The 26,075-nt window shown below is 62.8% G+C and carries 22 protein-coding genes and 1 pseudogene; 11 read left to right on the top strand and 12 right to left on the bottom strand.

Annotated features, from left to right (window positions below):
* Positions 1-244: 244 nt before the first annotated feature.
* On the top strand, positions 245-1,963 hold the full coding sequence (locus tag ACX80V_RS21700; protein ID WP_485844886.1) for a sigma-54-dependent Fis family transcriptional regulator: 1,719 nt from the start codon (positions 245-247) through the stop codon (positions 1,961-1,963).
* 27 nt (positions 1,964-1,990) lie between these two features.
* On the opposite strand, the gene ACX80V_RS21695 is transcribed toward ACX80V_RS21700, so the two are convergent.
* From ACX80V_RS21695 to ACX80V_RS21665, 7 genes are all read right to left on the bottom strand, one after another.
* Positions 1,991-2,890, bottom strand: a complete 900-nt coding sequence (locus tag ACX80V_RS21695; protein ID WP_485844885.1) for a LysR family transcriptional regulator — start codon at positions 2,888-2,890, stop codon at positions 1,991-1,993.
* A gap of 125 nt (positions 2,891-3,015) precedes the next feature.
* Positions 3,016-3,894, bottom strand: coding sequence for a 3-hydroxyacyl-CoA dehydrogenase family protein (locus tag ACX80V_RS21690; protein WP_485844884.1), 879 nt, complete (start codon positions 3,892-3,894; stop codon positions 3,016-3,018).
* 2 nt (positions 3,895-3,896) lie between these two features.
* Complete coding sequence (locus ACX80V_RS21685) at positions 3,897-4,700, bottom strand: enoyl-CoA hydratase/isomerase family protein (RefSeq protein WP_485844883.1); 804 nt, start codon at positions 4,698-4,700, stop codon at positions 3,897-3,899.
* Positions 4,700-5,923 (bottom strand): thiolase family protein, encoded by a 1,224-nt coding sequence (locus tag ACX80V_RS21680; RefSeq protein WP_485844882.1) that lies wholly within the window; start codon positions 5,921-5,923, stop codon positions 4,700-4,702. The genes ACX80V_RS21685 and ACX80V_RS21680 overlap by 1 nt, the downstream gene beginning before the upstream one ends.
* A 77-nt stretch (positions 5,924-6,000) precedes the next feature.
* A complete protein-coding gene (locus tag ACX80V_RS21675) occupies positions 6,001-7,203 on the bottom strand; it encodes an acyl-CoA dehydrogenase family protein (RefSeq protein WP_485844881.1) in 1,203 nt (400 codons plus the stop codon).
* 17 nt (positions 7,204-7,220) lie between these two features.
* Positions 7,221-8,507 (bottom strand): CaiB/BaiF CoA transferase family protein, encoded by a 1,287-nt coding sequence (locus ACX80V_RS21670; RefSeq protein ID WP_485844880.1) that lies wholly within the window; start codon positions 8,505-8,507, stop codon positions 7,221-7,223.
* Between the two features lie 29 nt (positions 8,508-8,536).
* Complete coding sequence (locus ACX80V_RS21665; protein ID WP_485844879.1) at positions 8,537-9,913, bottom strand: NAD-dependent succinate-semialdehyde dehydrogenase; 1,377 nt, start codon at positions 9,911-9,913, stop codon at positions 8,537-8,539.
* Between the two features lie 321 nt (positions 9,914-10,234).
* On the opposite strand from ACX80V_RS21665, the gene ACX80V_RS21660 reads away from it, so the two are divergent.
* Positions 10,235-10,420, top strand: coding sequence for a hypothetical protein (locus ACX80V_RS21660; RefSeq protein ID WP_485844878.1), 186 nt, complete (start codon positions 10,235-10,237; stop codon positions 10,418-10,420).
* A complete protein-coding gene (locus tag ACX80V_RS21655; RefSeq protein WP_485844877.1) occupies positions 10,380-11,261 on the top strand; it encodes an oxidoreductase in 882 nt (293 codons plus the stop codon). The genes ACX80V_RS21660 and ACX80V_RS21655 overlap by 41 nt, the downstream gene beginning before the upstream one ends.
* 270 nt (positions 11,262-11,531) lie before the next feature.
* On the opposite strand, the gene ACX80V_RS21650 is transcribed toward ACX80V_RS21655, so the two are convergent.
* Together ACX80V_RS21650 and ACX80V_RS21645 are read right to left on the bottom strand one after the other, a co-directional pair.
* Entirely contained in the window at positions 11,532-11,822 is a 291-nt protein-coding gene (locus ACX80V_RS21650; protein WP_485844876.1) for an IclR family transcriptional regulator domain-containing protein, read from the bottom strand.
* 45 nt (positions 11,823-11,867) lie between these two features.
* On the bottom strand, positions 11,868-12,422 hold the full coding sequence (locus ACX80V_RS21645; protein WP_485844875.1) for a PadR family transcriptional regulator: 555 nt from the start codon (positions 12,420-12,422) through the stop codon (positions 11,868-11,870).
* 66 nt (positions 12,423-12,488) lie between these two features.
* Between ACX80V_RS21645 and ACX80V_RS21640 the strand changes: the two genes are divergently transcribed.
* The 3 genes from ACX80V_RS21640 to ACX80V_RS21630 are packed head-to-tail and all read left to right on the top strand — an operon-like array spanning position 12,489 to position 15,527.
* Complete coding sequence (locus ACX80V_RS21640; RefSeq protein ID WP_485844874.1) at positions 12,489-13,844, top strand: MFS transporter; 1,356 nt, start codon at positions 12,489-12,491, stop codon at positions 13,842-13,844.
* Positions 13,837-14,865: a zinc-binding alcohol dehydrogenase family protein gene (locus ACX80V_RS21635; RefSeq protein ID WP_459310203.1), complete on the top strand. Its 1,029-nt coding sequence runs from the start codon at positions 13,837-13,839 to the stop codon at positions 14,863-14,865. Before ACX80V_RS21640 ends, ACX80V_RS21635 begins: the two co-directional genes overlap by 8 nt.
* Positions 14,865-15,527 (top strand): 3-keto-alpha-glucoside-1,2-lyase-like domain-containing protein, encoded by a 663-nt coding sequence (locus ACX80V_RS21630; RefSeq protein ID WP_485844873.1) that lies wholly within the window; start codon positions 14,865-14,867, stop codon positions 15,525-15,527. The genes ACX80V_RS21635 and ACX80V_RS21630 overlap by 1 nt, the downstream gene beginning before the upstream one ends.
* A gap of 31 nt (positions 15,528-15,558) precedes the next feature.
* Here ACX80V_RS21630 and ACX80V_RS21625 read toward each other — a convergent pair.
* Positions 15,559-15,762: pseudogene (locus tag ACX80V_RS21625) on the bottom strand (sugar phosphate isomerase/epimerase); the annotation flags it as partial.
* A gap of 442 nt (positions 15,763-16,204) precedes the next feature.
* Here ACX80V_RS21625 and ACX80V_RS21620 point away from each other — a divergent pair.
* The 4 genes from ACX80V_RS21620 (at position 16,205) to ACX80V_RS21605 (ending at position 20,962) form a co-directional block, all read left to right on the top strand.
* The gene (locus ACX80V_RS21620) at positions 16,205-17,359 is read left to right on the top strand and encodes a sugar ABC transporter substrate-binding protein (RefSeq protein WP_485844872.1); all 1,155 of its coding nucleotides are present in this window, start codon (positions 16,205-16,207) and stop codon (positions 17,357-17,359) included.
* Between the two features lie 129 nt (positions 17,360-17,488).
* Positions 17,489-19,000 carry a sugar ABC transporter ATP-binding protein gene (locus tag ACX80V_RS21615; protein WP_459310206.1) on the top strand — a complete coding sequence of 504 codons (1,512 nt, stop codon included), beginning with the start codon at positions 17,489-17,491 and terminating at the stop codon, positions 18,998-19,000.
* Positions 18,993-19,985, top strand: coding sequence for an ABC transporter permease (locus ACX80V_RS21610; protein ID WP_459310207.1), 993 nt, complete (start codon positions 18,993-18,995; stop codon positions 19,983-19,985). The genes ACX80V_RS21615 and ACX80V_RS21610 overlap by 8 nt, the downstream gene beginning before the upstream one ends.
* Positions 19,982-20,962 carry an ABC transporter permease gene (locus ACX80V_RS21605; protein WP_485844871.1) on the top strand — a complete coding sequence of 327 codons (981 nt, stop codon included), beginning with the start codon at positions 19,982-19,984 and terminating at the stop codon, positions 20,960-20,962. The genes ACX80V_RS21610 and ACX80V_RS21605 overlap by 4 nt, the downstream gene beginning before the upstream one ends.
* Positions 20,963-22,326: 1,364 nt before the next feature.
* Here ACX80V_RS21605 and ACX80V_RS21600 read toward each other — a convergent pair.
* Positions 22,327-23,115 (bottom strand): SDR family NAD(P)-dependent oxidoreductase, encoded by a 789-nt coding sequence (locus ACX80V_RS21600; RefSeq protein ID WP_104063819.1) that lies wholly within the window; start codon positions 23,113-23,115, stop codon positions 22,327-22,329.
* A gap of 335 nt (positions 23,116-23,450) precedes the next feature.
* On the opposite strand from ACX80V_RS21600, the gene ACX80V_RS21595 reads away from it, so the two are divergent.
* Positions 23,451-23,609: a LysR family transcriptional regulator gene (locus ACX80V_RS21595; RefSeq protein WP_485844870.1), complete on the top strand. Its 159-nt coding sequence runs from the start codon at positions 23,451-23,453 to the stop codon at positions 23,607-23,609.
* A 514-nt stretch (positions 23,610-24,123) separates the two neighbouring features.
* Here ACX80V_RS21595 and ACX80V_RS21590 read toward each other — a convergent pair.
* A complete protein-coding gene (locus tag ACX80V_RS21590; RefSeq protein WP_485844869.1) occupies positions 24,124-25,854 on the bottom strand; it encodes a helix-turn-helix domain-containing protein in 1,731 nt (576 codons plus the stop codon).
* Between the last annotated feature and the right edge of the window lie 221 nt (positions 25,855-26,075).

The raw sequence follows: 26,075 nt of genomic DNA, 5'->3' as shown, positions 1-26,075 counted from the left end.
GATAGGTCTTCCCGGGGACGGCGTTGTCCATGATGTCTTCCTCCGACTTGTAGAGCACTGTGAGATAATTCACTTTGTAAACACCAGTCTGTGGTGGCAGAACCACGACTCGGTGTCCCGATTTGGAACACTTCCGCCCAGCCCGCGGTGCCGCCGTTGATACCCGTACCGTCATAATCGATAAGAGTGTCTAGCAGCCAAACAAGCGACCGGGCGGCGCTCCGAACTTTTGAAGGTGCAAGATATGTCCGATCCGGTGCGAGAGGCGCGGGAGCGCCTGATACGCGGTGGACTGCTAGGCCCGTACCAAGCCAGCGAAGAGGTGCCCGAGCTGATTGTGCGGAGCTGGCGGCGCTCGCTCGGCAACGCCGTCGAAAGCTCAGTACCGCCCCAGCACTATCAGGAAGTGGACACGGACTCCTTGGTGAGCCGGGCAGCCCTCCCTGTGCTTGACCGCTGGCAACAGCAACTCGCTGACACCGGCACAACGCTCTTCCTGAGCGATCGCGGGGGCCGCATCGTTGCCCGGCGGACCAGCGACAGCAGTGAGCGCCGGCGTCTCGACAGCGTGCATGCCGCGGAGGGCTTCGACTACTCGGAGGACGCGGTTGGAACGAACGCGCTGGGAACGTCGATGGTTGAGGGGCGCCCCGTCTTCGTCAAGGGAAGCCAGCACTACAGCGAAGTCTTGGCAGTTAACGCGTGCGCGGCTGCACCAGTGATATCACCCAGCGGCCTGGTCCTCGGCTCCATAGCGCTGGCCGGCCCCTCCGAAGCTGCGAACCCGATAATGCTTTCCCTCACCCGAGAGATCAGCCAGCAGATCGCGGAGAGGCTCCGGGCATCCGCCAGGCCCCAGGACCTGGCCCTGGCGATGTCGTTTATGCGCTTCAGCAATTCGCAACGGCCCACGGTGGTGATGGACCGGGAGTCCATTCTGGCCAATACGCCGGGGCTGCCGTACGTCAATGTGGCATCACATGTCATGCTCTGGGAACTGTTTAACGCGCACAATTGGTCCGTCAACGGCCCTATGCGCCACCGGCTGGAGGGGACCGCCATCGAGGTGATGGCGCGCCGCGTAGCCGACGGGCCGCGCGAGCACTTCGTGGTGCACTTCGAAGATGTGCAAGAGCCTGCTGAGCCTCGGACAGGACTGATCGTGCCATTCCGGGCCGCGGACCCGGAGGCCACGGCCGACGCCGCGCCTGTCGTGGTCCTTGTTGAAGGACCGCCAGGCTCCGGACGGGCAACAGCAGCAGAAGAGCTGCGCACGCGTGGGGGAACAGTTGAAGTGTTTGTTGCCTCCGCCGCGGCGGCCCCACCGTGGACCACCGCGGAGGACCTGCTGGTAGCAGGCGCGGACGTGTTGCTCCGCCGCCTGGAGGAGCTTTCAGAGGGGGAGGTTGTGCATCTGGCCAGCCTGGTAGAGAGGCACCGGCAGGCGCGGATATCCGGGGAGCGCACAGGCAGCCTCCTCCTGACATCCTCGCGGGATCATGCTGCGCAGGCAGTTCAGGACTTCCTCGACGCCGGTGGTCCAGCCGTGCGGACGGAGGCACTGGCCCGGACTCCCGAAAGGATCCCAGGCCTGGTCAGGCAAATCCTTAATGTGGTTGACTCGGAAGCACGGCACACGATCTCGCCGGCGGCACTGCAGTCCATGGTCCAGTGGAATTGGCCCGGCAATATCGCCGAGTTGGCTGAGACAGTGGCGGAGTTGGTCAGGGGTGTGAACAATACGGTCATCGAGCGCCGACATTTGCCGAAACACTTGCAGCAGGCACCGCCTCGGCGTCACATGGGCCTCATTGAAACGGCAGAGCGCGAAGCCATTATCCGGGCGCTGGATGCGGCCGGGGGTAACAAGTCCGAGGCCGCTGAGCTGTTGGGGATAGGGCGGACTACCCTGTACAGGAAACTGCGTCAGCTGGGACTGGACACCGGCGAAGGTTCCATCTGAAGCGGTCGACGGCGGGCCGCCGGGTTCTCAGCCCTCTGTGGCCTCATCGAGGCTGATAACTTCATCCAGTACGGCCTTCAGCACCTTGCTGGGGTCGTCGCGCCGCCAGGCTGCCCTCAGGTGGACGTCGGCCGTCGAGTCCTCGAGCGGGACGAAGACCACATGCGGATCGGTGGCATGCCTCGCAACCGAGGCGAGGGTCAGGTGGCAGCCCACTTCGGCGCTGACCAGCGCCAGTGCGGTCTGCGTGTCCGGTGCGACCTGGACAATGTCTGGGACGAAACCGGCGTCGTGCGCCAGTCGCCGGAGCCGATCAGGCAGGACCGCGCCTTCGAAGGGGGTCAGTGAGATAAAACTGTCGCCGGCTAGCCGTTTCATCCCCAGCCGGCGTGCGCTGGCCAGCACGTGGGTATCGGGCATTGCCATCACGAGCGAGTCCCGCATGACCACCCGGGAGGAGACCTCCGCTGGGATGACATCCCAGCGTCCCAGCGCGATGTCCGTCTCCCCCTGTACCAGTTTCTTCATTGCGGGCTGGGCGAAGTTCTGGCTGGACAGCTCCAGCTGGATCCCCGGCCGGTTGGATTTTACCCGCCTGGCAAGCCGGGCAACCAGTTGGTGTGTGGACACGCCGGCAAAGGCAATCCGCACCAGCCCAGATTCGCCGTTCTCGGCCGACCGGACGGCCTCTTCGGCGCGGCGGAGGGCCTCGACAACCTCGGTTGCTGGCGCGATGAGCGCCTGTCCGCTGGCCGTGAGCTTCACAGAACGGGTATTTCGGTCCAGCAAGCGGGTCCCCAGTTCGGACTCAAGCTGTTTGATGATCCTGCTCAGGGGCGGCTGGGCGATGTGCAGGCGCTCTGCTGCCCGCCCGAAATGGAGCTCCTGCGCCACGGCAAGGAAAGCCTTCATCTGGCCGACATCCATGGTTCTCTTCCTGCTGATTTTATTGAGTCAACGGTATCACTGGGCTGGACTCGAGTGGCCGGACTGAATCAATGGCCGTCACGCTGCCGGGTAAGACGTCTGTTGCCCGGAAGAGGACGGGTTGGTCAGTTCCAGTCGTAGAAGCCTTTGCCGGTTTTGCGGCCGAGCTCGCCAGCCGCCACCTTGTCACGAAGGATCTGCGGCGGTGCGAAGCGGTCGCCCAGGGTGGAATACAGGTATTCGGCGATGCCAAGGCGCACATCAAGTCCCACGATGTCCGTGGTGCGGAGCGGCCCTACGGGGTGCTTGTAGCCCAGGACCATGGCGTTGTCGATGTCCTCGGCGTTGGCCACTCCCTCTTCGACCATTCGCATCGCCTCCAGCGCAATGGCCACGCCGAGGCGGGACGAAGCGAAGCCGGGGGCGTCCCGGACCACCACCGCGGTTTTTCCCAGTGCTGAGACCCACTGTTTTGCCGCGGCGAGTGTCTCTTCGGAGGTCTTCTCGGCGATGACCACCTCGATCAGCGTTGAGGCGGGGACGGGATTGAAGAAGTGCAGGCCCAGGAACTGGTCCGGCCGCGCGAGCGATTCGGCCAGTCCGCTGACTGACAGGGATGACGTGTTGGTGGCCAGGTAGGCATGCGGGGCCAGGTGCTCAGCCACGGCCGTGAGTGCGGCTGTCTTGAGCTTTTCATCCTCGGGAACGGCCTCGACCACCAGGTCGCACGATGCGAATTCGGCGTAGTCGACGCTTGTCGAAAACCGGTCAAGAACCTCGTTGCGGTCGCCTGTAACCACGCCGCGCTCGAACGACGCCGCAACCGACGCGGCGACGCGTTCCCGGGCGCCGCCGGCGGCTTCCTCGTCACGCTCGACGACGGTCACTTTCGAACCGTGGATGAGGAACGCGTGTGCGATGCCGGCACCCATGCGGCCGCCGCCAAGGACGCCGACTGTTGCCGGGATGAGTGCTGTCGGAGTTGTTTCGTTGCTGGTGGTCACGGCTATTTCTTCCTGTCGAGGAACTGCTGCATGCGGTCGAACTTCGCCTGGGATTCGAAGAGGATGCCCTGGGCGAGGGTGTCGATCACGGGATGGACCTCCCGCGGAGCGTGGAAGACGGTCTTGGTCAGGCGCACCGCGAGGGGATCCTGGCGGGCGATGCGGTCGGTCAGTGCGTTAGCCGCCTTCAGGAGTTCTCCGGGCTCGACGCGTTCTGTGATGAGCCGTGCCCGGAGGCACTCATCGCCGGTCAGTGTGCGCCCGGCCAGGAGGATCTCCTTGGCCAGCGGCTCACCGACAAGCTCGCGGAGTCGCCAGGTGGCGCCTGCGGCAGCGACGATGCCGAGCCCTGTTTCCGGATTGCCCATCCGCAGGCCCGCTGTGCCTATGCGGAAGTCGGCGGCGTAGGCAAGCTCGGCGCCGCCGCCGAGCGCAAAGCCGTCCAGCGCGGCGATGACCGGCATGGGCAGTTTCGCGATCCGGTCGAAGATGCCGGAGTTGATTCCCGCCAGCGCGTCGGCACGGCGCCGCTCGCGCAGTTGCGCGATGTCGGCGCCGGATGCGAAGACGGCTTTGGCTCCGGTTTCGGGGTTGGCGGGCGTGCCGGAGAGGATCAGGATTTTCGGTGTGCGCTCGAGGTGCGCGCACACGGCGTGCAGCTCGTCCACCATTGCCTGGTCGATGGCGTTCTTGACTGCGGGCCGGTGCAGCCGGACCGCCAAACGGTCCTCGCGCTCCTCAACCAGCAGCGTGACGAATCCCGAGGTATCAAGGCACGTTCCGGCGTCGTTCATTACTTCTGTCATCAGATGCCTTCCAGCAGCAGTGCGGTGCCTTGTCCGACGCCGACGCACATGGTGGCGAGGCCGAGCTTGCGGCCCGGTGTGGCTTCGCGTTCGAGGCGCCCGAGCAGGGTGATGACCAGTCGGGAGCCGGAGGAGCCGAGCGGGTGGCCGAGGGCGATCGCGCCGCCGTCGTTGTTAACGGTGTCGGGTTCGAGCTTAAGTTCGCGCATGCAGGCCAGGGCCTGGGAGGCGAAGGCCTCGTTAAGTTCGACGGCGGCCAGATCGGCTACCGCGATTCCGGCGCGGGCCAGGACTTTGCGGGTGGCCGGGACGGGGCCGATGCCCATGATTTCCTGTGCCACGCCGGCGGACGCGCCGTCGAGGATGCGGGCGCGGGGGGTGAGGCCGTATTTCTGCACGGCGGCTTCGGACGCGACGATGATCGCCGAGGCGCCGTCGTTGAGCGTCGAGGAGTTCCCGGCGGTGACCACGCTGCCGCCCTTGACTACCGGGCGCAGGGCGCCGAGGACGTCCGTGGTGGTTCCGGGGCGGGGGCCTTCGTCGGTGTCCACGATGGTTTGTGTGCCTTTGCGGCCTTTGACCGGGACGGGCACGTTCTCATCCGCGAACCGGCCGGCCATGATGGCTGCCAGGGCGCGTTCGTGGGAGCGGACGGCGAAGGCGTCGCAGTCTTCACGCGAGATGTTGTAGGCGCGGGCCACTTCCTCGGCGGTCTCCGGCATGGAGAACGCGGCCTTGCCGTCGCGGGAGAGTTCCCCGGACAGGAAGGCGGGGTTGGGGAAGCGCCAGCCGATGGAGGTGTCAACGACGGCTCCGGGTTTGGCGAAGGCTTTGTCCGGCTTTTCCATGACCCAGGGGGCACGGCTCATCGACTCCACGCCGCCTGCGACGACGATGTCCGCGGCGCCGGCCTTGACCATGTGCGAGGCCATGATGATGGCGGACAGGCCGGAGGCGCACAGGCGGTTGACGGTGATGCCGGGGACGGTGTCGGGGAAGCCGGCGAGCAGCCACGCCATGCGGGCGACGTTGCGGTTCTCCTCGCCGGCACCGTTGGCGTTACCGAGGATCACCTCGTCCACCACGGCCGGGTCAATGCCGGCGCGTTCGACGGCGGCGCGCACCGTGAGTGCCGCTAGATCGTCCGGACGCACGGAAGAGAGCGAACCGCCATAGCGGCCCACGGGCGTGCGGGCGCCGCCAATTAGAAAGGCCTCGGCCATGTTTGCATTCCTTTGTTCGTGTCGCTGGCGTTCTGCCGCGGTCATTTGTCGCGATCCGCGATGGCGGACCGGGAAGCTTAGTTGAAGGCGGAGATACCGGTGATGTCGCGGCCCACGATGAGAGCCTGCATGGAGTCGGTGCCCTCATAGGTGGAGACTACTTCCATGTCGGTCATGTGGCGGATGACGTGATTCTCCAGCAGCAGGCCGTTGCCGCCGAGCAGCTCACGTGCCTCGTTGCAGATCCATTTTCCTTTTTGGGCGGTTGCCATTTTGACCATCGACGCCTGTGCGACGGTGAGCTGGCCCCGGTCCGCGAGTTCGGCCATGCGGTTGCACAACAGCTGCATGGTGGTGAGTTCGCTGAGCATGTTCGCCAAGCGTGACTGCACCAGCTGGTACGACGCGATCGGTTTGCCGAACTGGATGCGGGTCTGCGCATAATCGGAAGCAATTTCGAAGGCAGCCATGGCATGGCCAACCGCCTCCCAAGCTGCGCCGCCCCGGGTAGCCTGAAGTACGCGGGACACGTCACGGAACGAGTGGCACCCCTCAAGCCTGTTGGCCGCGGGCAGGCGCATTTCCTCGATGACAATGTCGGCCTGGAGGATGGCACGTTTGCCCACCTTGCCGGTGATCACGATGGGGGAGTAGCCCGCCGGGTACCGGCCGTCGTCGTCCTTTTCGATGACGAACGCGTTGACGTTCCCGTCCTCGGTGTTGCGGGCGAACAGGACAATGACGTCCGCGACGTGACCGTTGCCGATCCACCGTTTGTGGCCGCTCAAGACCCACTGGTCCCCGTCGCGGCGGGCGCTGGTCTCCAGGGCGACGGAGTCCGAGCCGTGGTCCGGTTCGGTCAGGGCGAAGGCTCCTGTTTTTTCAATCCGGGCCAGGGCTGGGAGCCAGCGTTCTTTTTGCTCGTCGTCGCCGAGGAGGTTGAGCGCGCCCATGCAGAGGTTCGAGTGGATGCCGAGGAAGGTGTTGAGGCTGCCGTCGGCGCGGGCCATCTCGCGGGCCACCATGCCGGCGGCCTTACGGCTCATACCCGGGCATCCATAGCCCTGGATGATGGTGCCGATGATTCCCAGCTCGGCTAGCGGCGGCAGCAGTTCGGTGGGGAACTCGGCCTTCTCCCAGTACTCGTTGATGACCGGCAGGACACGCTGCTCGGCGAACGCACGGACCTTGTCCCGGATGCCGATCTCCTCGGGGGTGAGGTCGTCATCCAGCAGGAAGTAATCGGAGAGCGTTGTGCGCTGATCGACTGTGGTTGTCATGATTGAACTTTCTGTTCTTAAGCTTGCTGGAACTGTGGTGATGCTGCGGCGGGGACCGCTGCTCCTGGGGACGCTGAGCGCAGCCACGCGAGAATGGGCTCACGGTGGGCATTGTGATCCGGCGGGGCCATGTCGTAGCTGACCGGGGTTTCGGAGAAGGTGATGGGGTTGCGGATCCCCGGCAGAGCAGAGTCGCCGGTACCTACTTTGACGACGGGCTCCAGGCCGATCCGTTCGGCGAATTCAAGGCCCTGGCGGACGTCGTTGATCGGCGCGCAGGGGATCTGAGCTTCTGTGAGGACCTCGAACCATTCGGCGGAACTTCGGCTGCGGAGGGCCTCCAGCAGCAGTGGCCTCAGTGCCTTGCGGTTGAGGCTGCGCTGGGGAGCCGTGGTGAAGCGGTCGTCGCCGGTCAGGGCCGGCGTGCCGAGCGCCTGGCAGAGCCGGCGGAACTGGGAGTCGTTGCCGATGGCGATCACAATGTCGCCCTCGCCCGTGGCCAGCGGCTCATAGGGGTAGATGCTGGGGTGTTCGTTCCCGAGCCGGGTGGGCACACTGCCGCTGAGGAGGTATCCAGCGGTCTGGTTGACCATGCCGGACAGGGCGGAGGACATCAGGTTGACTTCGATCCGCTGGCCTTTTCCGCTGCGCTGGCGTTCCTGGAGGGCGGCCAGGATGCCGATGGCCGCGTGCAGGCCGGTCATCACGTCAAACACGGCCACGCCGGACCTGTAGGCGGGAGTCTCGGGCGAGCCGGTCACGCTCATGAGTCCGGACATGGCCTGGACCAAGAGGTCATAGCCGGGGAGGGACGCGCCGCCTGCCGTCCCGAATCCGGTGATGGATGCGTAGACAACGCCGGGGTTTGTTGCCGCGACAGTGTCATAGTCCAGGTCAAACCTGTTCAGGCCGTTGGGCTTGAAGTTCTCCACCACCACGTCCGCCTGACCCGCGATCTCCTGGGCAATGCGCCGGTCCTCGGGGTCCTGGAGATCGAGGGCGATGGAGCCTTTGTTCCGGTTAATCGAGAGGTAGTAGGTGGACTGGCCGTCCCGGACGGGAGGCTTCCATGCCCGCGTTTCGTCGCCGTCGGGGCTTTCGATCTTCACCACCGTGGCGCCCATGTCAGCCAGCAGCATGGTGCAGTACGGGCCAGCAAGCACGCGGCCGAAGTCGGCCACGAGGAGCCCGGCAAGGGGGCCGCTGCCGGTGCGGCCGAACATGTCAGAGCCGAGCGGCGCGTCTAGTGCCGCGAACTCTGCGGCCCGATGCCTTGCACTGGGGGGGCTTGTTTCAATCGTCACGATGCTCCTCGAAGTCTTCGTCGCAGGATCTATGCCTTGGGGATCCGGACGAGCTTTTTATTGGCGAATTCGTTGATCCCGTACTGGGCGAGTTCACGGCCGACGCCTGAACGCTTGACGCCGCCAAAGGGCAGGTCGGGGGCGCTGCGGCTGATGCTGTTGACCCATACCATGCCGGTTTCCAACTGGTCGGCGAGCTGCTGGGCGTAGTCGACGTCGGCGGTGTAGATGGAGCTGGACAGGCCGTAGGGGGAGTCGTTGGCCAGGTCGATGGCAGCCTCGGGGGAATCCACATGGAAGACCACTGCTGCCGGGCCGAAGATCTCTTCCGAGTAGGCGCGCATCTGGGGTGTCACGCCGGTCAGCACCGTGGCAGGGTAGTAGGCGCCCGGTCCGTCTGGGCCGGCACCGCCGGTGTAAGCGGTTGCGCCCTTGGTGACGGCGTCCTGGACCAGCTCGTCAATTTCTTCGACGGCGGACTGGGAGGACAGGGGACCGAAGTTCGTTTTTGCATCCGTGGGGTCACCGGGCGTGATCCTGGACATGGCATCGGTGTAGCGCTTCAGGAATTCGTCGTAGATGTCGCCGACGATGATAAAACGTTTGGACGCTGTGCAGGCCTGGCCGCCGTTGTACATGCGGCCGGAAACGGCGCCGGCCACGGCCTTGTCCAGGTTGGCGTCCGGCAGCACGATGAACGGGTCTGAACCGCCCAGCTCCAGCACGTACTTCTTCAGGTGGCGTCCGGCGACCTCTGCGACGGCGGACCCGGCCTTCTCCGATCCCGTCAGGGAGACGCCCTGCACCCGCGGGTCCGCGATCATTGTGGCGATCTGGCCGCTGGTAGCAAACGCGTTGATGTAGACGTCGGCCGGCAGCCCGGCATCCCGGAAGACCGATTCGATGGCCAGCGCCGACTGCGGGCAATTGCGGGAGTGCTTCAGGATGACGGTGTTGCCGAGAGCGATGTTGGGCGCGGCGAACCGGGCCACTTGGTAGTACGGGAAGTTCCACGGCATGATGCCAACGAGGGGTCCGATGGGTTCGGTGCGGACCACAGCCCTGCCGGTCCCCTTGACGTCCAGGGGCTCCTCGCGGAGGAAGCGTTCGGCATTGTCCGCGTAGTAGTCATAGATGGAGGCGACGAGGGCAACCTCGCCCTTGGCCTCCGCCGTCGTCTTTCCTACTTCAAGGGTCAGCACGGCGGCCAGCTCGTCGGAGCGTTCGCGGTGCAGCTCGGCAACCCGGCTGAGGATGGCAGTTCGTTCGGCGAGCGGAACGGCGCGCCATTCACGGTATTGCGTGAATGAGCGCTTCAGTACGTCCTGTACGTCCTCGTCGCTGAGGGACGGGAACTCTGCAACGCGTTCTCCGGTTGCCGGGTTGGTGGTTGCGTAATTGCTCATCGTCCTGAACTCTTTCTGAAGGCAGTTTGTCTTAGGGACTACGATCCCAGCTGTCGGCTATACAGTCCAATACTTATTAGCGCGCTTATTGATGACAATTTCGTAATAGTCATCAAGGGGAGTGCACGCTGCAATGACAAGATATTTGCAGCGAACTGCATAAATCCTCCGTGAAATAGGTATTGGACGGCAGGTGGCCTGGATGTCACTCTGATTCGACGGGCGTCGTCTGCCCAAAAGTCCCCTTGCAATAAGGAGTCGAGCCGTGAGTTCCCTTTTTCAGCCCTATACCGTCAGGTCGTTGGAGATACCCAACCGCGTGTGGATGTCCCCAATGTGATGTACTCGGCGGAGAGCCGCGGCCCCGAAACGGGGTGCCCCACGGATTGGCATCTGACGCACCTCGCCAGCCGGGCTGCAGGGGGAGCCGGCCTGATCATGGTGGAGGCCACGGCTGTCCGGTTCGATGGGCGGATTACGCCGTGGGACCTCGGGCTGGAACGCTGAACAAGAGAAAGCCTTCGGCCGGATAGCCAGGGGCATCCGCGAACACGGTGCGGTCGCTGCCATCCAGCTCGCACACGCCGGGCGCAAGGCCTCTTCAGACCGGCCCTGGTTGACTGGTGGACAGCTCCCAGTCGACGAGGAGGGCTGGCCCGTCAAGGGTCCAAGTTCGATATCGTACGGGCGTTGGCGGGCGCCAGAGGAGTTGAGTCGAGAAGAAATTCTGGCCCTGGTGGAGGACTTTGCTGCCGCCGCGGGGAGCGCCCGCAATGCAGGATTCCAGGTCGTTGAAATCCATGGCGCCCATGGTTACCTTATAGGCTCATTTCTCTCACCCCACACGAACGGCCGTACCGACAAATATGGCGGCTCATTCGAGAACCGCACTCGTTTCGCGCTGCAGGTCGTGGATGCCGTCAGGGCGGTTTGGCCCGCGGAACTCCCTCTCTTTTTCCGGCTTTCCGCCACTGACTGGTTGTCCGAAGACCTAAGCGACCCGCGGGAAGGGTTGTCCGTCGCTGACAGTGTGCGTTTAGCGGCCCTGCTCCGAACTCACGGCGTCGACCTCCTGGATGTCTCGTCGGGCGGGTTGGTCCCCGATGCCCGGATCACGGCCGGTCCCGGCTACCAGGTGCCCTTTGCCGAGGCAATCCGGGCTGACGCGGGGATCCCCACGGCCGCCGTCGGGCTCATCAACGACCCTCAGCAAGCCCAGGACATCCTCGATGAGGGCAGAGCGGATGCGGTCTTCGTGGGCCGGGAAATGCTCCGCAATCCCTACTGGGCCAGGCACGCCGCGGAAGCGCTTGGCCACGAATCCGATTGGCCAACGCAGTACGGTTAAGCGGTCAAAACGCGCCACCGCCTGTTCCAGCGGGCCGCAGAATAATTCCTCTATGCGGAACAGCGACCTAAGTGCGATCCAGAACGCTGGCCTGGATCCTTTGAATACATTCCTTAACGAGTGCTGCTACCTCCGGCATCCCCTGGGGAGGCATGCGGAACGCTAGCGCGGACATGGCCACTGCGGCCACGCGCCGGTTGTCCTGGCCCGTCACCAGCATTGCCAGTGTGTTGACCCCCCGCCCTGCCAAGCGAGACCGCGTAGGGCGGTTCACTTGGAGTGATGCGTGAACTCTTCGATGGTCTCTGCCCCGGAACCCGGGGGAGGGCCATCCGCGAAGATGGCAGCAAGCCGTTCCATGGACATGCCGCTGAGGAAGAGGAGGCCCGCCGCGGCCTTGTATGCCGGTATTAGTACGCCAACGCGGCTGCCGACGCGGAGCATCTGCGTCCCCTCAACAGAGTTGATGATCCGAACCATGCGCCCCTCAGGGGCGATCAGGTGTGCACTCTCGTTGGTCTGGGCCACCAGCCACTCGAGGTGTGGTCGCGCTATTGGCACGAGTTTTTCCAGGGTTTTTCTAACGCCGATAGTTGTCTGCGTACGTCAGATGCCCAGGGATTGCCGAATCCAGGTGATTTCGGCACGGCTGGCGGCCTGGCCGATGGTGAGCATGCCTTTGCGGTAGACGTCCTGTATTTCTGCCCGGCGCAGCGGGCGGCCGTTGTCGTAGAAGAAGCTGGCTGGGGCCTCGAGGAACTGGAGGCGGCGCCGGAGTACGTCGTGCTGGTCGTTGATGTCGGGAAGCTGGGACAGGAAGGCGAGAACGACCATAAACTTGCCGAGGTCGGTCACGTCGCCGGCTGATGCACTCCGCAGTCGCTGGTGGAGTTCTTTCCTGCCCTCTGGTGTGAGTTCTAGCGTGTGGCGCTGCGCGGCGCGTCCCTTCTCGACATGCCGGACGATGGCGCCGGCCTTGATCAGGCGTTGGATGGCCGGGTACAGGCTCCCGTCACTGATTTCACGGGCGAAGCCGTACAGTTCGTTCATTTTCCGGCGCAGTTCATAGCCGTGAAGCGGGCCCTCTGAAAGGAAGCCCAAAATCATCAATTCCAGCACGAACGCCATGCTACATGACATGAATATGTCGAAACGAGGCATTAGCTCGTCATTACCTCGTTTCGAGGTATATGCTGGGGTCTTGCATCCTCCGTCGAAGGACCTCCCATGCCCTCATTGCTTGTCCCCGGTTCTGGCAGGCCGGGTCTTTCCCGCGGCCGCCTCGCCATAGCTGTGGTCTCGACCGTGGTGGAGTGGTACGACTTCACCCTGTTCCTCTTCCTGAGTTCAGTGCTGTCCCGGGTCTTTTTTGGCGACAGCCCGACGGGCGTCGTGATGACACTGGCGACGTTTGCTGTCTCGTATCTGCTGCGCCCCGTGGGCGGGCTGGTGTTTGGGTATGTGGGTGACCGGTGGGGAAGGCGCCCGGTTCTTCTGGCGTCGATGGCGTTGATGTTCCTGGCCACGGCCGGGATGGCTGCTTTGCCCACATTCGCCCAGGTGGGTGAATCGGCGGCCTTGTGGCTTCTTGCCCTTCGTTGCGTTATGGCGTTCTCTGTTGGCGGCGAATACACCGGGGTCATGACCTACCTCCTGGAGAGCAGCACGGCAAGGAACCGCGGACTGGTTACCTCATTGGCTGCGGCGGCCAGCGAAATCGGTGCGTTGCTGGCGGCCGGCATTTCGGCCCTGACGGTTCTGTCGCTTTCCGCTTCCCAGGTCGAGGAGTGGGGGTGGCGGATCCCCTTCGTTGTGGGCGGCGTTCTCGCTGCGGTGATCCTGGCTCTCCGGTCGGCCCTCCCCGAAACCCCGTTGTTCCTGCAAAGTCGGCTGGCGGCACAGCGGGAGCCAATAGTACGTATTTTGCGGCGTCAGTGGCGTGCGGTAGTTCGTACGTTCTTCATTTCGGGACTGTGCTCGGCTGCCTATTATGTGGGGATCATCTATCTGCCCACGTACCTGATTTCGGTCCAGGCATGGAGCGAATCCTCGGCCATGGGTCTGGCAACGCTTGCGGCCGGCGTCGTCGTCCTTGCTTCTCCCGTGGCAGGTTGGCTGTCCGACCGGTATGGGCGGCGTGCGACTCTGTTGGTCCTTGCGGCTGCGGCGATTGTGCTCCCGGTCCCGATGTTCGCTGCGGCCGGCCAACCGGACGTGGGAGTCGCGGTCGCGGCGGTGGTGGTGCTTGCGTGTCTTGCGGGCAGCCTCAGTGCCGTGGGGGCGTCGGCGATTCCTGAACAGTTCGATGTCAGGGGGCGCCTGACCGCCTTGGCGATCGGCGGGACTGTTGCCACCACGATCTTCGGCGGCATCGCTCCCTACGCCGTGCAGACGCTTACTGAATCGACCAAATGGCCCCTCGTGCCCGGACTCCTGATTACGGCCGTTGCGCTCGCCGCCATCCCGGCCATCCGGCGCGGTCCCGAGACTGCTGCGCGCCAAACAGAACCATCCATGGCTAACCCAGTGAACCTGGATATTTCACATGACACCGATTCACAAGGAGTGAAGGACCATGCCTGACCCGATGCGCGCCGTCGTCCTCGACGGACCCGGGGGCCCGGACGCCCTGAAAATACGGGAGGTGCCCCGGCCAGTTGCCAGGCCCGGTTGGGTCCTAGTCAAGGTCCATGCTTTCGGACTGAACCGTTCCGAACTGCATTTCCGGCGTGGTCTGGGATCCTTTGGCTCCTTTCCCCGCATCCCCGGCATCGAAGCCACGGGCGTGGTGGTGGAGGCACCCGGCGGAGAGTTTGACGCGGGGAGCCAGGTGGCCGCCCTGATGGGCGGCATGGGCAGAACGTTCGACGGCGGGTACGCCGAGTACGTCACGGTGCCAGCGTCGAATGTCGTCCCGTTCACAAGCCATCTTGACTGGGCCATCCTGGGTGCAGTTCCGGAAATGCTGCAAACCGCCAATGGATCGCTGACCGTCGGCGTCAACGCCGCCCGCGGCAGCAGCCTCCTGATCCGAGGCGGCACCTCATCGATCGGCATGGCGCTGGTCGTCCTGGCCAAACGCCGCGGCATCACCGTCCTCGCCACCACCCGGAACCCCACAAAGGCGCAGGCACTGCTCGACGCCGGAGCAGACCATGCCATCATCGACACCGGAAGCATCGCCGAGGATGTGCGGGCGATCTGCCCCGATGGCGTCGGAGGCGCCGTCGAACTCGTTGGAACGCCGACGTTGCGCGACACACTCCGGGCCACCGCCGTGCACGGGACTGTTTGTTTTACCGGCATGCTGTCGGACGAGTGGACGGTGCCAGACTTCTACCCCATTGATTACATCCCCAACGGTGTGCGGCTTACCGCCTATTCGGGCGGTGCGGAAGACCTCCCCCGTGCTGTCCTGCAGGAATTCCTCGACTCGGTGGCAACAGAGGAGGTGCACATTCCAATAGGGAAGGTCTATCCCTTCGAGGACATTGTCCAGGCGCACCAGGACATGGAGGACGGCTCGGTGACCGGCAAGCTCGTGGTCACGCTGGGCGGACAATCCGACGTCCCCTCGGGACATTCCGAGGAAAGGAACTCATGATGAACGATCTGAAGCCGAACAGCACGGCGGTGCGTGCACTGGAAAACCTGCCCGCCGGGGCCTCGCTGAACTCCGTCACAGCCGAGAGCGTCAGTGTTGCAGGCCGTCAGGCACTTCGCATCGAACTGACCGACGCCGCCGCCTCAGGCGTCCCTGGCATCGACTACATAGACCAGCCCACATTCGTCCTGATACCCGCGGATTTCGAAAATGGCACCGTCGAAGTCGATGTGCTGAGCCGGCTCAGTGCGAATGCGCCCGACTTTGCGCGGGCATTCGCTGGCCTTGCCTACCGGATAACGGAGAGCTTGGACAGCTTTGAGGCTGTCTATATCCGGCCTCTCAATGGGGCTAAGGTTGACCCGCCGGGGCCTCGGATAAACCGTGCGGTGCAGTATTTCGCGTACCCGGAATGGAAGTATGAACGCCTCCGCGAGGAGTACCCGGACGGCCGCTACGAGTCCGGGGCCGACATCGGCCCGGACGAATGGATCCGTCTGCGCATTGAAGTGCAGGACAGGAGCCTGCGGGTCATGATCGACGGGACGCAGATTCTGGATCTCACTGAAACCAAGGCACAGCCGGCCCGTGGCAGCGTCGGGCTCTTCGTTGACATCGGAACCGTTGCCTTCTTCTCCAACCTGTCCGTCGCGACAACGTGATCAGCGGGAGAAGCTCTCCTACTTTGACCCATAAACATCGATAGCGCCGTTCATCTTCGATATTGGACGCCGAATTAGAGGTGATCAGCCCCGGCGGGGGGTCGCCCCAGACCAGGTGGGAGCCGAGGACGCCGTTCCGGCCGGTCTGGCGCAGCTTGGTGTCCTTGCGGTCCACATGGGAGATCCGGTCCATGACGTCCCAGATGAACGAGACCGGGTCGATACCCTGCCACATCGGAATGCCTGCGCGCCCGCCTCAACGCATTCCCAGAACGGAAACTCGAACTCTCCACGGAGAGCAAACCTCAGACACCAACTGGCCCTCGCTTTGGGACATTGGCCGCGACGGAAGTCAGCGGACCCTAAGGAAGCGTCACTGGGCAATCACCGTCCGGCGCGCAAGCAATGTACAACTGACCTCCGGAGCCTGAGGCGCCAGCGCTCTGGTGAGCGGACACCCTCGACGTAACGTGTTCAAGTTCTGTACATAGCGCGGATCCCGGGGGTTTCTACGCAAGAATCCAATAACTCGGGCTAGAACCTGGGAACAGGTCAGGAATACGCCCGCAGCCCTACGAAGCACGTGGAACGAAATGGCGTTGCCCCATACACAGAATTCTCTGTACCCTCTCCTGCATTTCTAGCCCGAACCCACTCTATTCAAAGGAGCATAGAAAATGCATCATCCGTATCTGGCTACATGGAGAAAAATCGCTGTCGCGGTTTTGGCTGCCGGTCTAATTACCACTACTGCCGCTTGCGGCACTAACGGCAATCCTTCTCCGGGCGCCAACGTCGGCACCCAAGCTGCCGGCACTGGAAGCATAGATGGCGGTGGCGCTCTTTTGAAGGTTTTCATGCCTTCGACCTCGAACGTGTATCTGGCGGCTGCCTCCCAGTCAATCAAGGACGAAGCAAAGTCCCTCAATTACACCGTCAACATTGTGGAGAATAACTGGGACCAAACTGAGCAAGATCAGCAGGTCCAGGAGTGGCTCGCCACCGGTGAGCGTGCGGCCGCAGTCTTGATGTGGCCGGCCGGCGCCGCGGCCGCAACGAACTCAATTCGCCTGCTTTCTGCGCAGGCACCGGTCATCCAGTTCAACAACCTGGTCACCCCCGAGGCGTCCAAATACGTGAAAGCATACGCGGGGGTCTCGGACACGGGCATCGGCAAGGAAGCCGCACTAAACGCTCTTGCCGCCGTCGAGAAGCTCAAGGCTGAAGGGGCCAAATTTCACGGGCCCGATGGCAAGCCTAACGTGGTAGAGATCCGGTTCACTGCCGGGTACGCCGCTGGTGACGACCGAGAGAAAGCCTTCGCGGAAGCAACGCCCGGCGCGTTCAATGTGCTCGCCGTCGAACCCACCCCGACCGTTGACGCTCAGGGCGGATTCAAAGCAGCCAGCCAGGTCATTCCGCGCTTCCTTGGACAGGGCATCGACATCGTGTATGCACACAGCAATGACGTAGCCAATGGTGTCGTGCAGGCGCTGGAGCAAAACGGGCTGAAGCCGGGAAAGGACGTCATCCTGATCACCGGAACCTCTTCCGGCGACATGACGAACCTGCGCAGCGGCAAGATCTGGTCGGCTACCCTGCAGTCTCCCGTGATCGAGGGCGCACTCGTCGTTCGGACCGCTGCCCAGTACATCGCCACAGGTCAGGTGCAGCCCGGCGAAGTCACCATTGAATCCTCGTCGAGCAAGCCCGAACTCAAGGTCGAGGCCCCGCATACGGCCACGTACATGATGAACCCCCAGGTGACAGCCGAAAACAACGCCTCCTTCGACATCTGGGGCCTCTCGTTCGACAAATTGATGGGCAAATAGGACCTCACAACTGGAGTCCGTTTCCAACCGCGGAGCCTCGGATACCTCCCTCAAACGGAGCTATCCGAGGCTCCGCACCTATCCGGTGGGCGCATTTATGCACCACCCATGTAAACCGAGGAGAAACCAATGACTGGAAGCACTCCCCTCCGCCTTAAGGCGAGCGGCATCTTCAAGTCTTACGGAGCAGTGAACGCCCTGTCGGACGTGCACTTCGAGCTCCGAGCCGGCGAGGTCATGGCCCTGTTGGGCGAGAACGGCGCAGGCAAGAGCACGATCGTCAAGGTCATCTCAGGCCTCGTCTCACCCGACAAGGGCTCCATCGAGATCGACGGAGTACCAGCAAACATCTCCAGCGTCTCGCTGTCACAAGCCGCCGGAATCGCCGTCGTCCAGCAGGAGTTCAGCACGGTCGGAACGATGACGGTGGCACAGAACCTCGTGCTCGGTCAGCTAGCCGCGCCCTGGTGGTGGAGCCCCCGCAAGCTGAATGACAACGCCGTGGCGGTTCTTGAGCGCGTCGGGCTGGCAGGCATGAACCCGTCTACTCCGGTTGAGGAACTCTCAGTTGCTGAGATGCAACTTCTTGAGATTGCGCGCGTGCTTGCCAGGGATGCCAAGGTCATCATCTTCGACGAGCCGACCGCCGCCCTCTCGGATGCGGAGATCGTCCGAGTGCTTGGTGCCGTCAAACGTCTCGCGTCGGAGGGGCGGAGCGTTGTTTATGTCACCCACAGGCTGGGTGAAGTTTTCGAGATTGCTGACCGCGTTACCGTTTTCCGTAACGGCATGAGCGAGGCCCCTCTCGAGGTCAAAGAGCTCGACGTCGAGACGATTGTCGCCAAGATGATCGGCCGGGAACTGGGCCACCTCTATCCCGGAAAGGCCGCCGCAGTGGGTGAAGTCGTGATGGAGGCACGTGGACTCCGGATTCCCGAGCTCCGATCGGAGATCAATTTGACTCTCCGAAGGGGAGAGATCCTGGGGCTAACGGGGCAGCTTGGCTCTGGAACATCTGAGCTGATGGAGGCATTTGCCGGCGTCGGCGAAATTGTGTCCGGTGAAATAATCGTCGACGGCCAGGCACTCAACACTCGCGGGCGGCAGAACGGCATCTCCGCGGGCGTCGCGTACTGCTCCGCTGATCGCAAGAAGGACGGGATCTTTGCAAGAGTTCCGATCCGCCGGAACCTATCGTCGCCCTGGCTGCACCGGTTGTCCGCAGTAGGGTTTGTAAGCGCACGGGCGGAGGTCGACGAGACGAATCGCTATGCAGGTCATTTCGCTATCGACCTCAAGCGCATGAACTCGAACGTTGGAACGCTTTCCGGTGGGAACCAGCAGAAGGTGGCCCTCGGCAAATGGCTGGGAATCAACCCGCGGGTCCTCCTCGTTGAGGAGCCTACCCGCGGCGTGGATATCGGCGCGCGCGCCGACATCTACGCGCAGCTCCGACGACTCAGCGACTCCGGGGTAGGCGTAATAGTCAGCTCCTCGGACACCAACGAGGTTCTGGGTCTCTCTGACACAATCGCCACCTATTTCCGCGGCGAACAAACATCAATCCGCCCAGCCGAAGAGTGGACCGAATCCGCCCTCGTTCGCGAAGTAATGCATCGTGAGGAAGTGAATCATGACTAGTACAGCAGCAACCATTGCCGCCAATTTCACAGCGCCATCACACCGGGGCAGCTTGGTGCGCTTCATCAACAACTACACGCTCCCGCTTCTTCTGGTGGCAGTGTTTGTTGTGTCGGCACTCAGCACGCCCGACTTCGCAACGTTTGCGAACGTCCGAGCCATTCTCATCAACACCTCAATCGTCGGGATCATCGCTGTCTCGATGACCGCTATCACGATTTCCGGCAACTTCTTCTCGTTAGGCATTGCATCGTCCACGGTGCTCGCCGGGATCATCTTCCTCGCAGTTTCAGGATTGACCGGATCGGCGCTCGCGGGGCTCGGCGCCGCCGTCCTGCTCTCGGTCGCACTCGGGGTCATGCAGGGCCTCATCGTTGGAGCGGGTCTCAACCCCGTTATCACCACCCTCGCCGTGGGTTCGGTTATCTATGGTCTGGTGGCCATCACCACCAAAGGTGCGGTGGTCACTGCGGGCAGCGTTGACGTGGCGTGGCTGGCAACCTGGACCTTCCTGGAAATCCCGCTGCCTGTCTACATTTTCGTGCTCTTCACGGCCGTTGCCTGGTTCCTCACCGAACACACACTTATCGGCCGCAACATCCACTTGCTCGGCGCCAACCGCGCCACAGCGAGGAACAGCGGCATCTCTGCCCAAGCGACTACCATCTGGGCTTTCATCTCGTTTGGGGTGGGGCTCGGGGTCGCCGGAGCACTGAATGCCTCACAACTGCATCAGATGCAGGCGAATGACCTTGCCGGACTCACCATGGACGTCATTGCGGCGGTTCTGGTTGGGGGCACGGCAGTATCCGGCGGTGAAGGATCACCCACCCGGTCTGCGCTCGGTGCGCTGCTCATTGTGGCCCTGGGAAACATCATGCTCCTGCATGGTCTCGACGCCGGCTGGCGCGTGTTCCTTGTCGGCGGCATCGTCGTCGTACTCGTCGTAGTTCTTCACGTTCTTAGAAAGGTCAGTACTCGATGAATGCAGCCAAGGAGTTCGCCTTCAAGTACGCGCTCCAAATCCTCGTCCTCATCCTGGTTATCGGCATCATGGCGGTGGTCTCGCCCAGCTTCCGTGGCGAGGCTGCGCTCTTCTCGTCGCTTGAACGGCTCATCCCGCTGGGTGTCATCGCGGCCGGGCTGGCGGTCACAATGATCGCGGGGGAGTTCGACCTCTCAGTTGCGTCGATGGCCGCGTTTGCAGGGGCTATTGCGGTACAGCTCGGTGGCCTTGGCCTGATCGCGAGCATTCTCATTGCGACAGTCGTGGGTGTGCTGCTCGGCTCGCTCCAAGGTTGGGTGATTGCTCGGCTGGGAATCAGTTCCCTTGTGTTCACTGTCGGAACGCTGATCCTGCTCCGTGGCGCAACCTGGTTGGCGACCGGCGGCGTCCCGGTCACCCTCACCGACTACAACCTGAGCGACGCACTCATGGTCCGGATCTGGGTCTTCACGCCCCTGTCCCTGACAACCATCGTGGTGCTCGCCGTTCTTGGCATCTTCCTGGCGCGGACACGATGGGGCCGTGAGATATCTTCGATCGGCGGAGCCCGTCAGGAGGCTGTCGCGTCGGGGGTCAAGCTCAAATCGCGTTTGGTGCTCGCGTTTGCCATTTCGGGCGGCTGCGGCGCCTTGGCAGGCGCGCTGTCGTCCTTCCGCGGCGGGTCTGCAACGCCGGATGGACTGGCCAACATGCTGCTTCTAGCGCTGGCCGCAGTCCTCATTGGCGGAGTCAGCCTCACCGGTGGGCGCGGAGGCATGATAAATGTCGCGTTCGGTATCGTGATCACTGCAGTCCTCGCCGCGGGGATGTCGTCGATCGGTGTCAAGGCCTTCGTCACCGAGCTCTTCACGGGCGTCCTGTTGCTGGTGGTGATCCTTTTGGAGTTCGCCATCGCTAAAGTGGTTGCCCACAACGCCTCTGTGAGGCGGCGCCAGCCTCACCTAGCCGTCACCTGAGAGAGAACCTTCTCACCCAAAAAGGGACAGCATGGTTGCCGGGGCGCTCCTGTCTTGCCAGCGGAGCGCCCCGGGAAATCCACCGGCGTGGTCGACCGAGGACTTGGTCCCAGAGAAATCTGGAAGATCGGGAGCCTTCCTTGGAAGGCACAGCGATAGATGCGTGAGGCGTCAAAACCGTGGTCTGCGTGGGGGAGTGTTTGCGACCCCGGCCCGGGTAAGCCCTGTGACGGGTCAAACGGCACCACCGCCGTATTGGCCTAAACGACGCCAGGCAAGATGTCCGAGTGGGAACGGCGTGAGCGCTTCGGGGGCGTGGCACCAGTGGTCGCTACAACAACTGTGCGCATTGGGAGTTGCAATTTTGGCAGAGATGAAAGGACCCGGGAAGTCCCGGGCGCCCCGTCGGTTTCTCGGCAACGGCGTGCGCTGATCTCCGCCCAGTCTCTCCGAGTCGGAACGGATTAAGATAGCGGACCTGCTACGTGCCCGCCGCCCGTATCCAGTGCAATTGCCGCGGAGCTCGGGAGGAGTCCGTGGACTGCGAGCAGGGAGATCCGCGGCAAGGTTCAAAAAGCCTTCTGGCAACGACCGTCCACGCCGTGCCAAGCGGCAGAAAAGGGCCGTCGGTGAATCGGGGAGAGTCGCCCGCGACCTGGAGCTGCGGGGTTTCCTGCCGGCACCCAGAACAAAGCCGGCGCCCCGCCAAATTAGCAAACGACACGCTCCGCTGTTCCGGACAACCGGACGTGCGCCTCGCGCCTGAACCGCTAACAATCGGGCCCTAAACGGGCGCGGAAGCCTGGATGCAGCGGTGGTTCCTGCCATCTGTCGCAGCCTGGTGCCGGCCATGTCGTGGAAAGGAGCTTTGGACGCGGCGCTCCCCGGAGATTGTCAGGATCCGTGACTGCCTCGCGGGAGTAATCGGCGGCTGAGTACCAAAGCCGTGGTACGCCAATTTTCAGTCAAGCAGCTTGAGCGCTGATGCCTCGAGCTGGTTCCGTAGACGGTGTGGGCGCAGAGCAGGTCCATCGGAAGTGGATGCGGTGCCGAGTCCAAAACACCTTGCCAGGGGTCGTCGCTGAAAATCCAGGAAGGCCGCGCTTAGTTCCGGGGCGCTGAGTATCGTGGAAGGCTTGGCTGGACTACTCATCCACGCTAGAAAGCAAACGTCTCGTGAGTCCGGACTGCGCTTCGTCGAGGTTGCTGAGAATGGTCGCCGTACCCATAAACCATGAGCCTTCCGCGGAGGCACATGAGCTCACCGAAGGTGCTCTGCCCTAGAACGGGACAGCGCCGATCGAGAAGTTCGATCTCCTCGTTCGGCGCTGGCCCCTTCGAAGCATCCAAGCATATTGGTGACGTTAGACGAGTACCATACCGCCATCGATCATGATGGTCTGGCCAGTCATATAGTCGGAGTCCGAAGATGCGAGGTAGAGGGCCGTGCCAACCACGTCCTCCGCAACGCCTTTGCGGCCGATCAGGTTCGCTCCGGAAAAGGACTCGAATGCTTCGCCAGGACGGGATGTATCTCCCATGTCCATGAGGTCCAGGTCGAGCTTCTTCCATAGCGGGGTGTCCACAACGCCGGGCGCAAAGGCATTGGACGTGATTTTGTGCTTCGCCAATGCATGGGCAGCCGACTGGTTCAAAGCGGTCACCGCGAACTTGCTAGCGCAGTAAGATGCGAAATTCGGGTAACCTTGCCGGCCCGCGATGGACGATGTGACTATGAGCTTGCCACCCTTGCCCTGTTTGATCATCTGCTTAGCAGCCTCTTGCTGGCAGATAAGAGTTCCCAGGCCGTTCACGTCCAGGGTGCTTCGGAAGTTCTCTTCGGTGGTCTCCAGGAAGTGTGTCGGCTTTATTATGCCCGCAATGGCAAACATGCAGTCGAGTTGACCGAAGGAATCGACACTGGTCTGGACTGCCATGGCGACGTCGGCTCGGTCGACGACATTACCCGAAGCAGCAACGGCGCTACCGCCCGCAAGGGTGATTTCGTCCTTCACAGCGTTGGCCGCTGCAAGGTTTAGATCGAAGAGAGTTATGTTCGCCCCTTCTTTTGCAAGCGCGATGGCGATGACCCGGCCCATACCGCTCCCTGCACCTGTGATAAGGATGCTGCGTCCCTCTACACGTCCTGACATGTTGTCTCCTTCAGCTCTAGTGGGAGCATTTGATCAAGAGGCGCAGAGATCGACCGGGCCTCTCCGTGGAGCTGCCCCGTGCTGCGGCCAGAGGCGAAGCCTTCGAGCCTTATTCAACACTTCTGGTCAACTCCGTGCCGTCCGTCTCCCGGGATCGTTCCGTAACTGCCCACAAGCTCGTCGTTGAGCTGCAGGGATGTCCCGCGATTGCGGCACATCCTCATCCTGCCTGTGGATTACCCGCAATTGATTGGAGTGTCCAAATTCTGCACAGTTCTGTCCGGGGCACGAAGATTTCCTCATGGGCGCCGGACAACTGCAGGCATTCCTAACAGTTGCCCAGGAACTTCATTTTCGGCCGGGCCGCCGAACGGCTCCCCATCGCCCGTCCGCCCCGCCGCCGGACGATAAAACAACTTGCGGCCGAACTTGGGACTCGCCTGCTGGACCGCAATACCCGTTTCGCGCTGACACTTCCACTGGACAGGCGTTGAATGCCCCTGTTACCGAGTTGCTCGTGCCTTTGCTCGTGCCTTTGCGCGGAGCCGAAGTCGCGGTCCGATCGCCGACGACGACGCGTGGACTCGTGCGGAATGCTTCGCCGGCGTTTCTACTGACCAACTAGTGGCCCAGCTTGCCAGGCTTGCTGGCGAGGCCTCATCTCGCTAACCCTCTCCGAAGGCGCAGTCATGCCTGAGTGGCCTCGAGGGCTGGCCTATGCCAACGGCCTTGTTGCCGCCATCGTAGGGCGGCCCCGGACGCGCAGATGGCGTTGGCAATGGTCAGCGCCGAAGTTGGATGCCATCTGACACTGGCGTCTGTCGCGCGTAAGGCGAAGGATCCACATGTGGTGTTCGTCCCTCCTAATGACTCCACCGCCGATATCCACCTGACGGCAGGGTGGCGTCGGGACGACACAAGTCCGGCCCTACAGGCCGTAGTGGACGAAGTCATCAGCCTCGATGGCCCGACGCGGGCCGTGACATCAGCGAAGCGCAGCCTTGAATATCAGATCGACCCTTCGCCCGTATCAAGGCCAAGTTGGCGCAGCCGCCGATACAGGGTCGTCCTCCCCATACCCAGCAGCGCTGCGGCCTCGGATTTGTTGCCTCCGGCTGCGTCGAACGCCCTGATGATGGCCCCGCGCTCTGCCGTCTCCATCATGCTCATGTGGCGTCGTGGCGGTGACTGCTGTAGATGCTTCGGCAAGTGTCGTCGTTCGATGACTGATACTTTTGCCTCACGTACGAGGCCTGCCACGGTGTCAGCGAGTTCGCTGATATTGCCGGGCCAGTTCCACTGGACCATCGACTGCAGAGCAGCCGGCGAAATGGTGTGACGCGCTTCCGGATCAACGACGTTCAGGAGGACCTTCACCAGACCGGGAATCCTTTCCGGGCGCTGAGCCAAGCACTCAGTATGCTCCGCTGGTCCGGCGGCATCGATAAACGCCTGGGCAATCGGCGCAGCTCGGTCGCGCCAGGAGGTCAGCAACAGGCTGCTGGCACGTTGCCCAGCTGCACGCGCCTTCCGTTGCCGCTCCACGACGCCGGCGAGACTGGGGATCTCGTTCTCGGCTAGCTCCTCCACGCGCCGGATCAGGACGTCCGTGCCGCCGGCTAAGAGGCCCTCCACGGTCGTCCACGGCGGAGCCGCCGCTGCGGATACGACAAACACTTCAAGACGTGCCACACGTTCTCGCGTGGTGCGCAGCCGTCCGGCTACAGTCGCCCGTCCAGAACCACGCGGTCCGTCAACGACGACAACTGCTGGGGCGGTGTTATCCCGCCCTAGCGTGGTAATGGTCGTCTTAGAGGGCACCGCCACTCCAGAATCGTGGTCTGGAGTTTCGCCAAAATTGGAAAAATGAACCACGAAGTGTTCGCGCGGCCCATCCACGACCCTCCTTGCCGTGATCTCAATGAAAGTCTCCTCCAAATGACGGCGAAGCGTGCTGTTGGAGGACCAGTTGTGGGAGTTGATCAGTTCCCAGAGCATGACGTGTGATGCGACGTTGACGTACGGCAGGCCCCGCGTGTTGGCAAGGATGGACTCTTTGTCCATCACCACTGTGGGTCGCTGTGAGCTGGTGAAGCGCATGAAAGACATCGCCAGCGCAAGGTCTTGGGGCCTGGAGGAGGCCCGCAACCTCTCCTCGATCTGTTGGCTGATCTCCCGAGTGAGCGACAGCATGATTGGGCTTGCAGCCTCGACAGGCCCTCCAAGTGAGACTGAGCCCACGACCAAGCCTGCCGGCGTATAGACCGGGGCGGCCGCACACGCCAAAGCGGCCAATGCGTCATTGTAGTGCTGGCTACCCTTAACGAATATGGGACGCTTTTCCACCATGGAAGTCCCGAGTCCATTGGTGCCGATGGCGTCCTCGGAGTAGTCGAAGCCCTCTGCTGCGTGCACGCTGTCGAGTCGGCGTCGCTCACTGTTGTCACTGGTTCGCCGGGCCACGATGCTGCCGCCGCGATCGCTCAGGAAGAGCGTTGTGCCGGTGTCTGCCAGTTGGTGCTGCCACCGGTCGAGGACGGGCACTGCAGCCCGACACAGCAGTGAGTCTGTGTCGACGTCCTGATACCGCTGAGACGTGACGGAGCTTTTTACTGCGCTGCTGATCGATCGGCGCCAGCTTCGGACAATCACATCCGGGACGGCGTCGCTGGACCCGTACTTTCCACTTAGGCCAACGCGAATCAACTGCTCGCGAGCTTCGCGCACCGGGTCGGACATACTGCCCCTTTGCCATGTCGTATGCCGTCCGAAGGCCGTCGGGTTTATTGCCGAATGAGTATGAATCGCGACTTTTCGGGTGGATCGGAAGTGTTCCAAATTGGGACACCGGGTCGTGGTTCTGCCACCACAGACTGGTGTTTACAAAGTGAATTATCTCACAGTGCTCTACAAGTCGGAGGAAGACATCATGGACAACGCCGTCCCCGGGAAGACCTATC

This window comes from Pseudarthrobacter arbutini (assembly GCF_054510915.1).
Note: the sequence above shows the minus strand (reverse complement) of the source record. Positions and strands in the feature narration are given on the sequence as shown.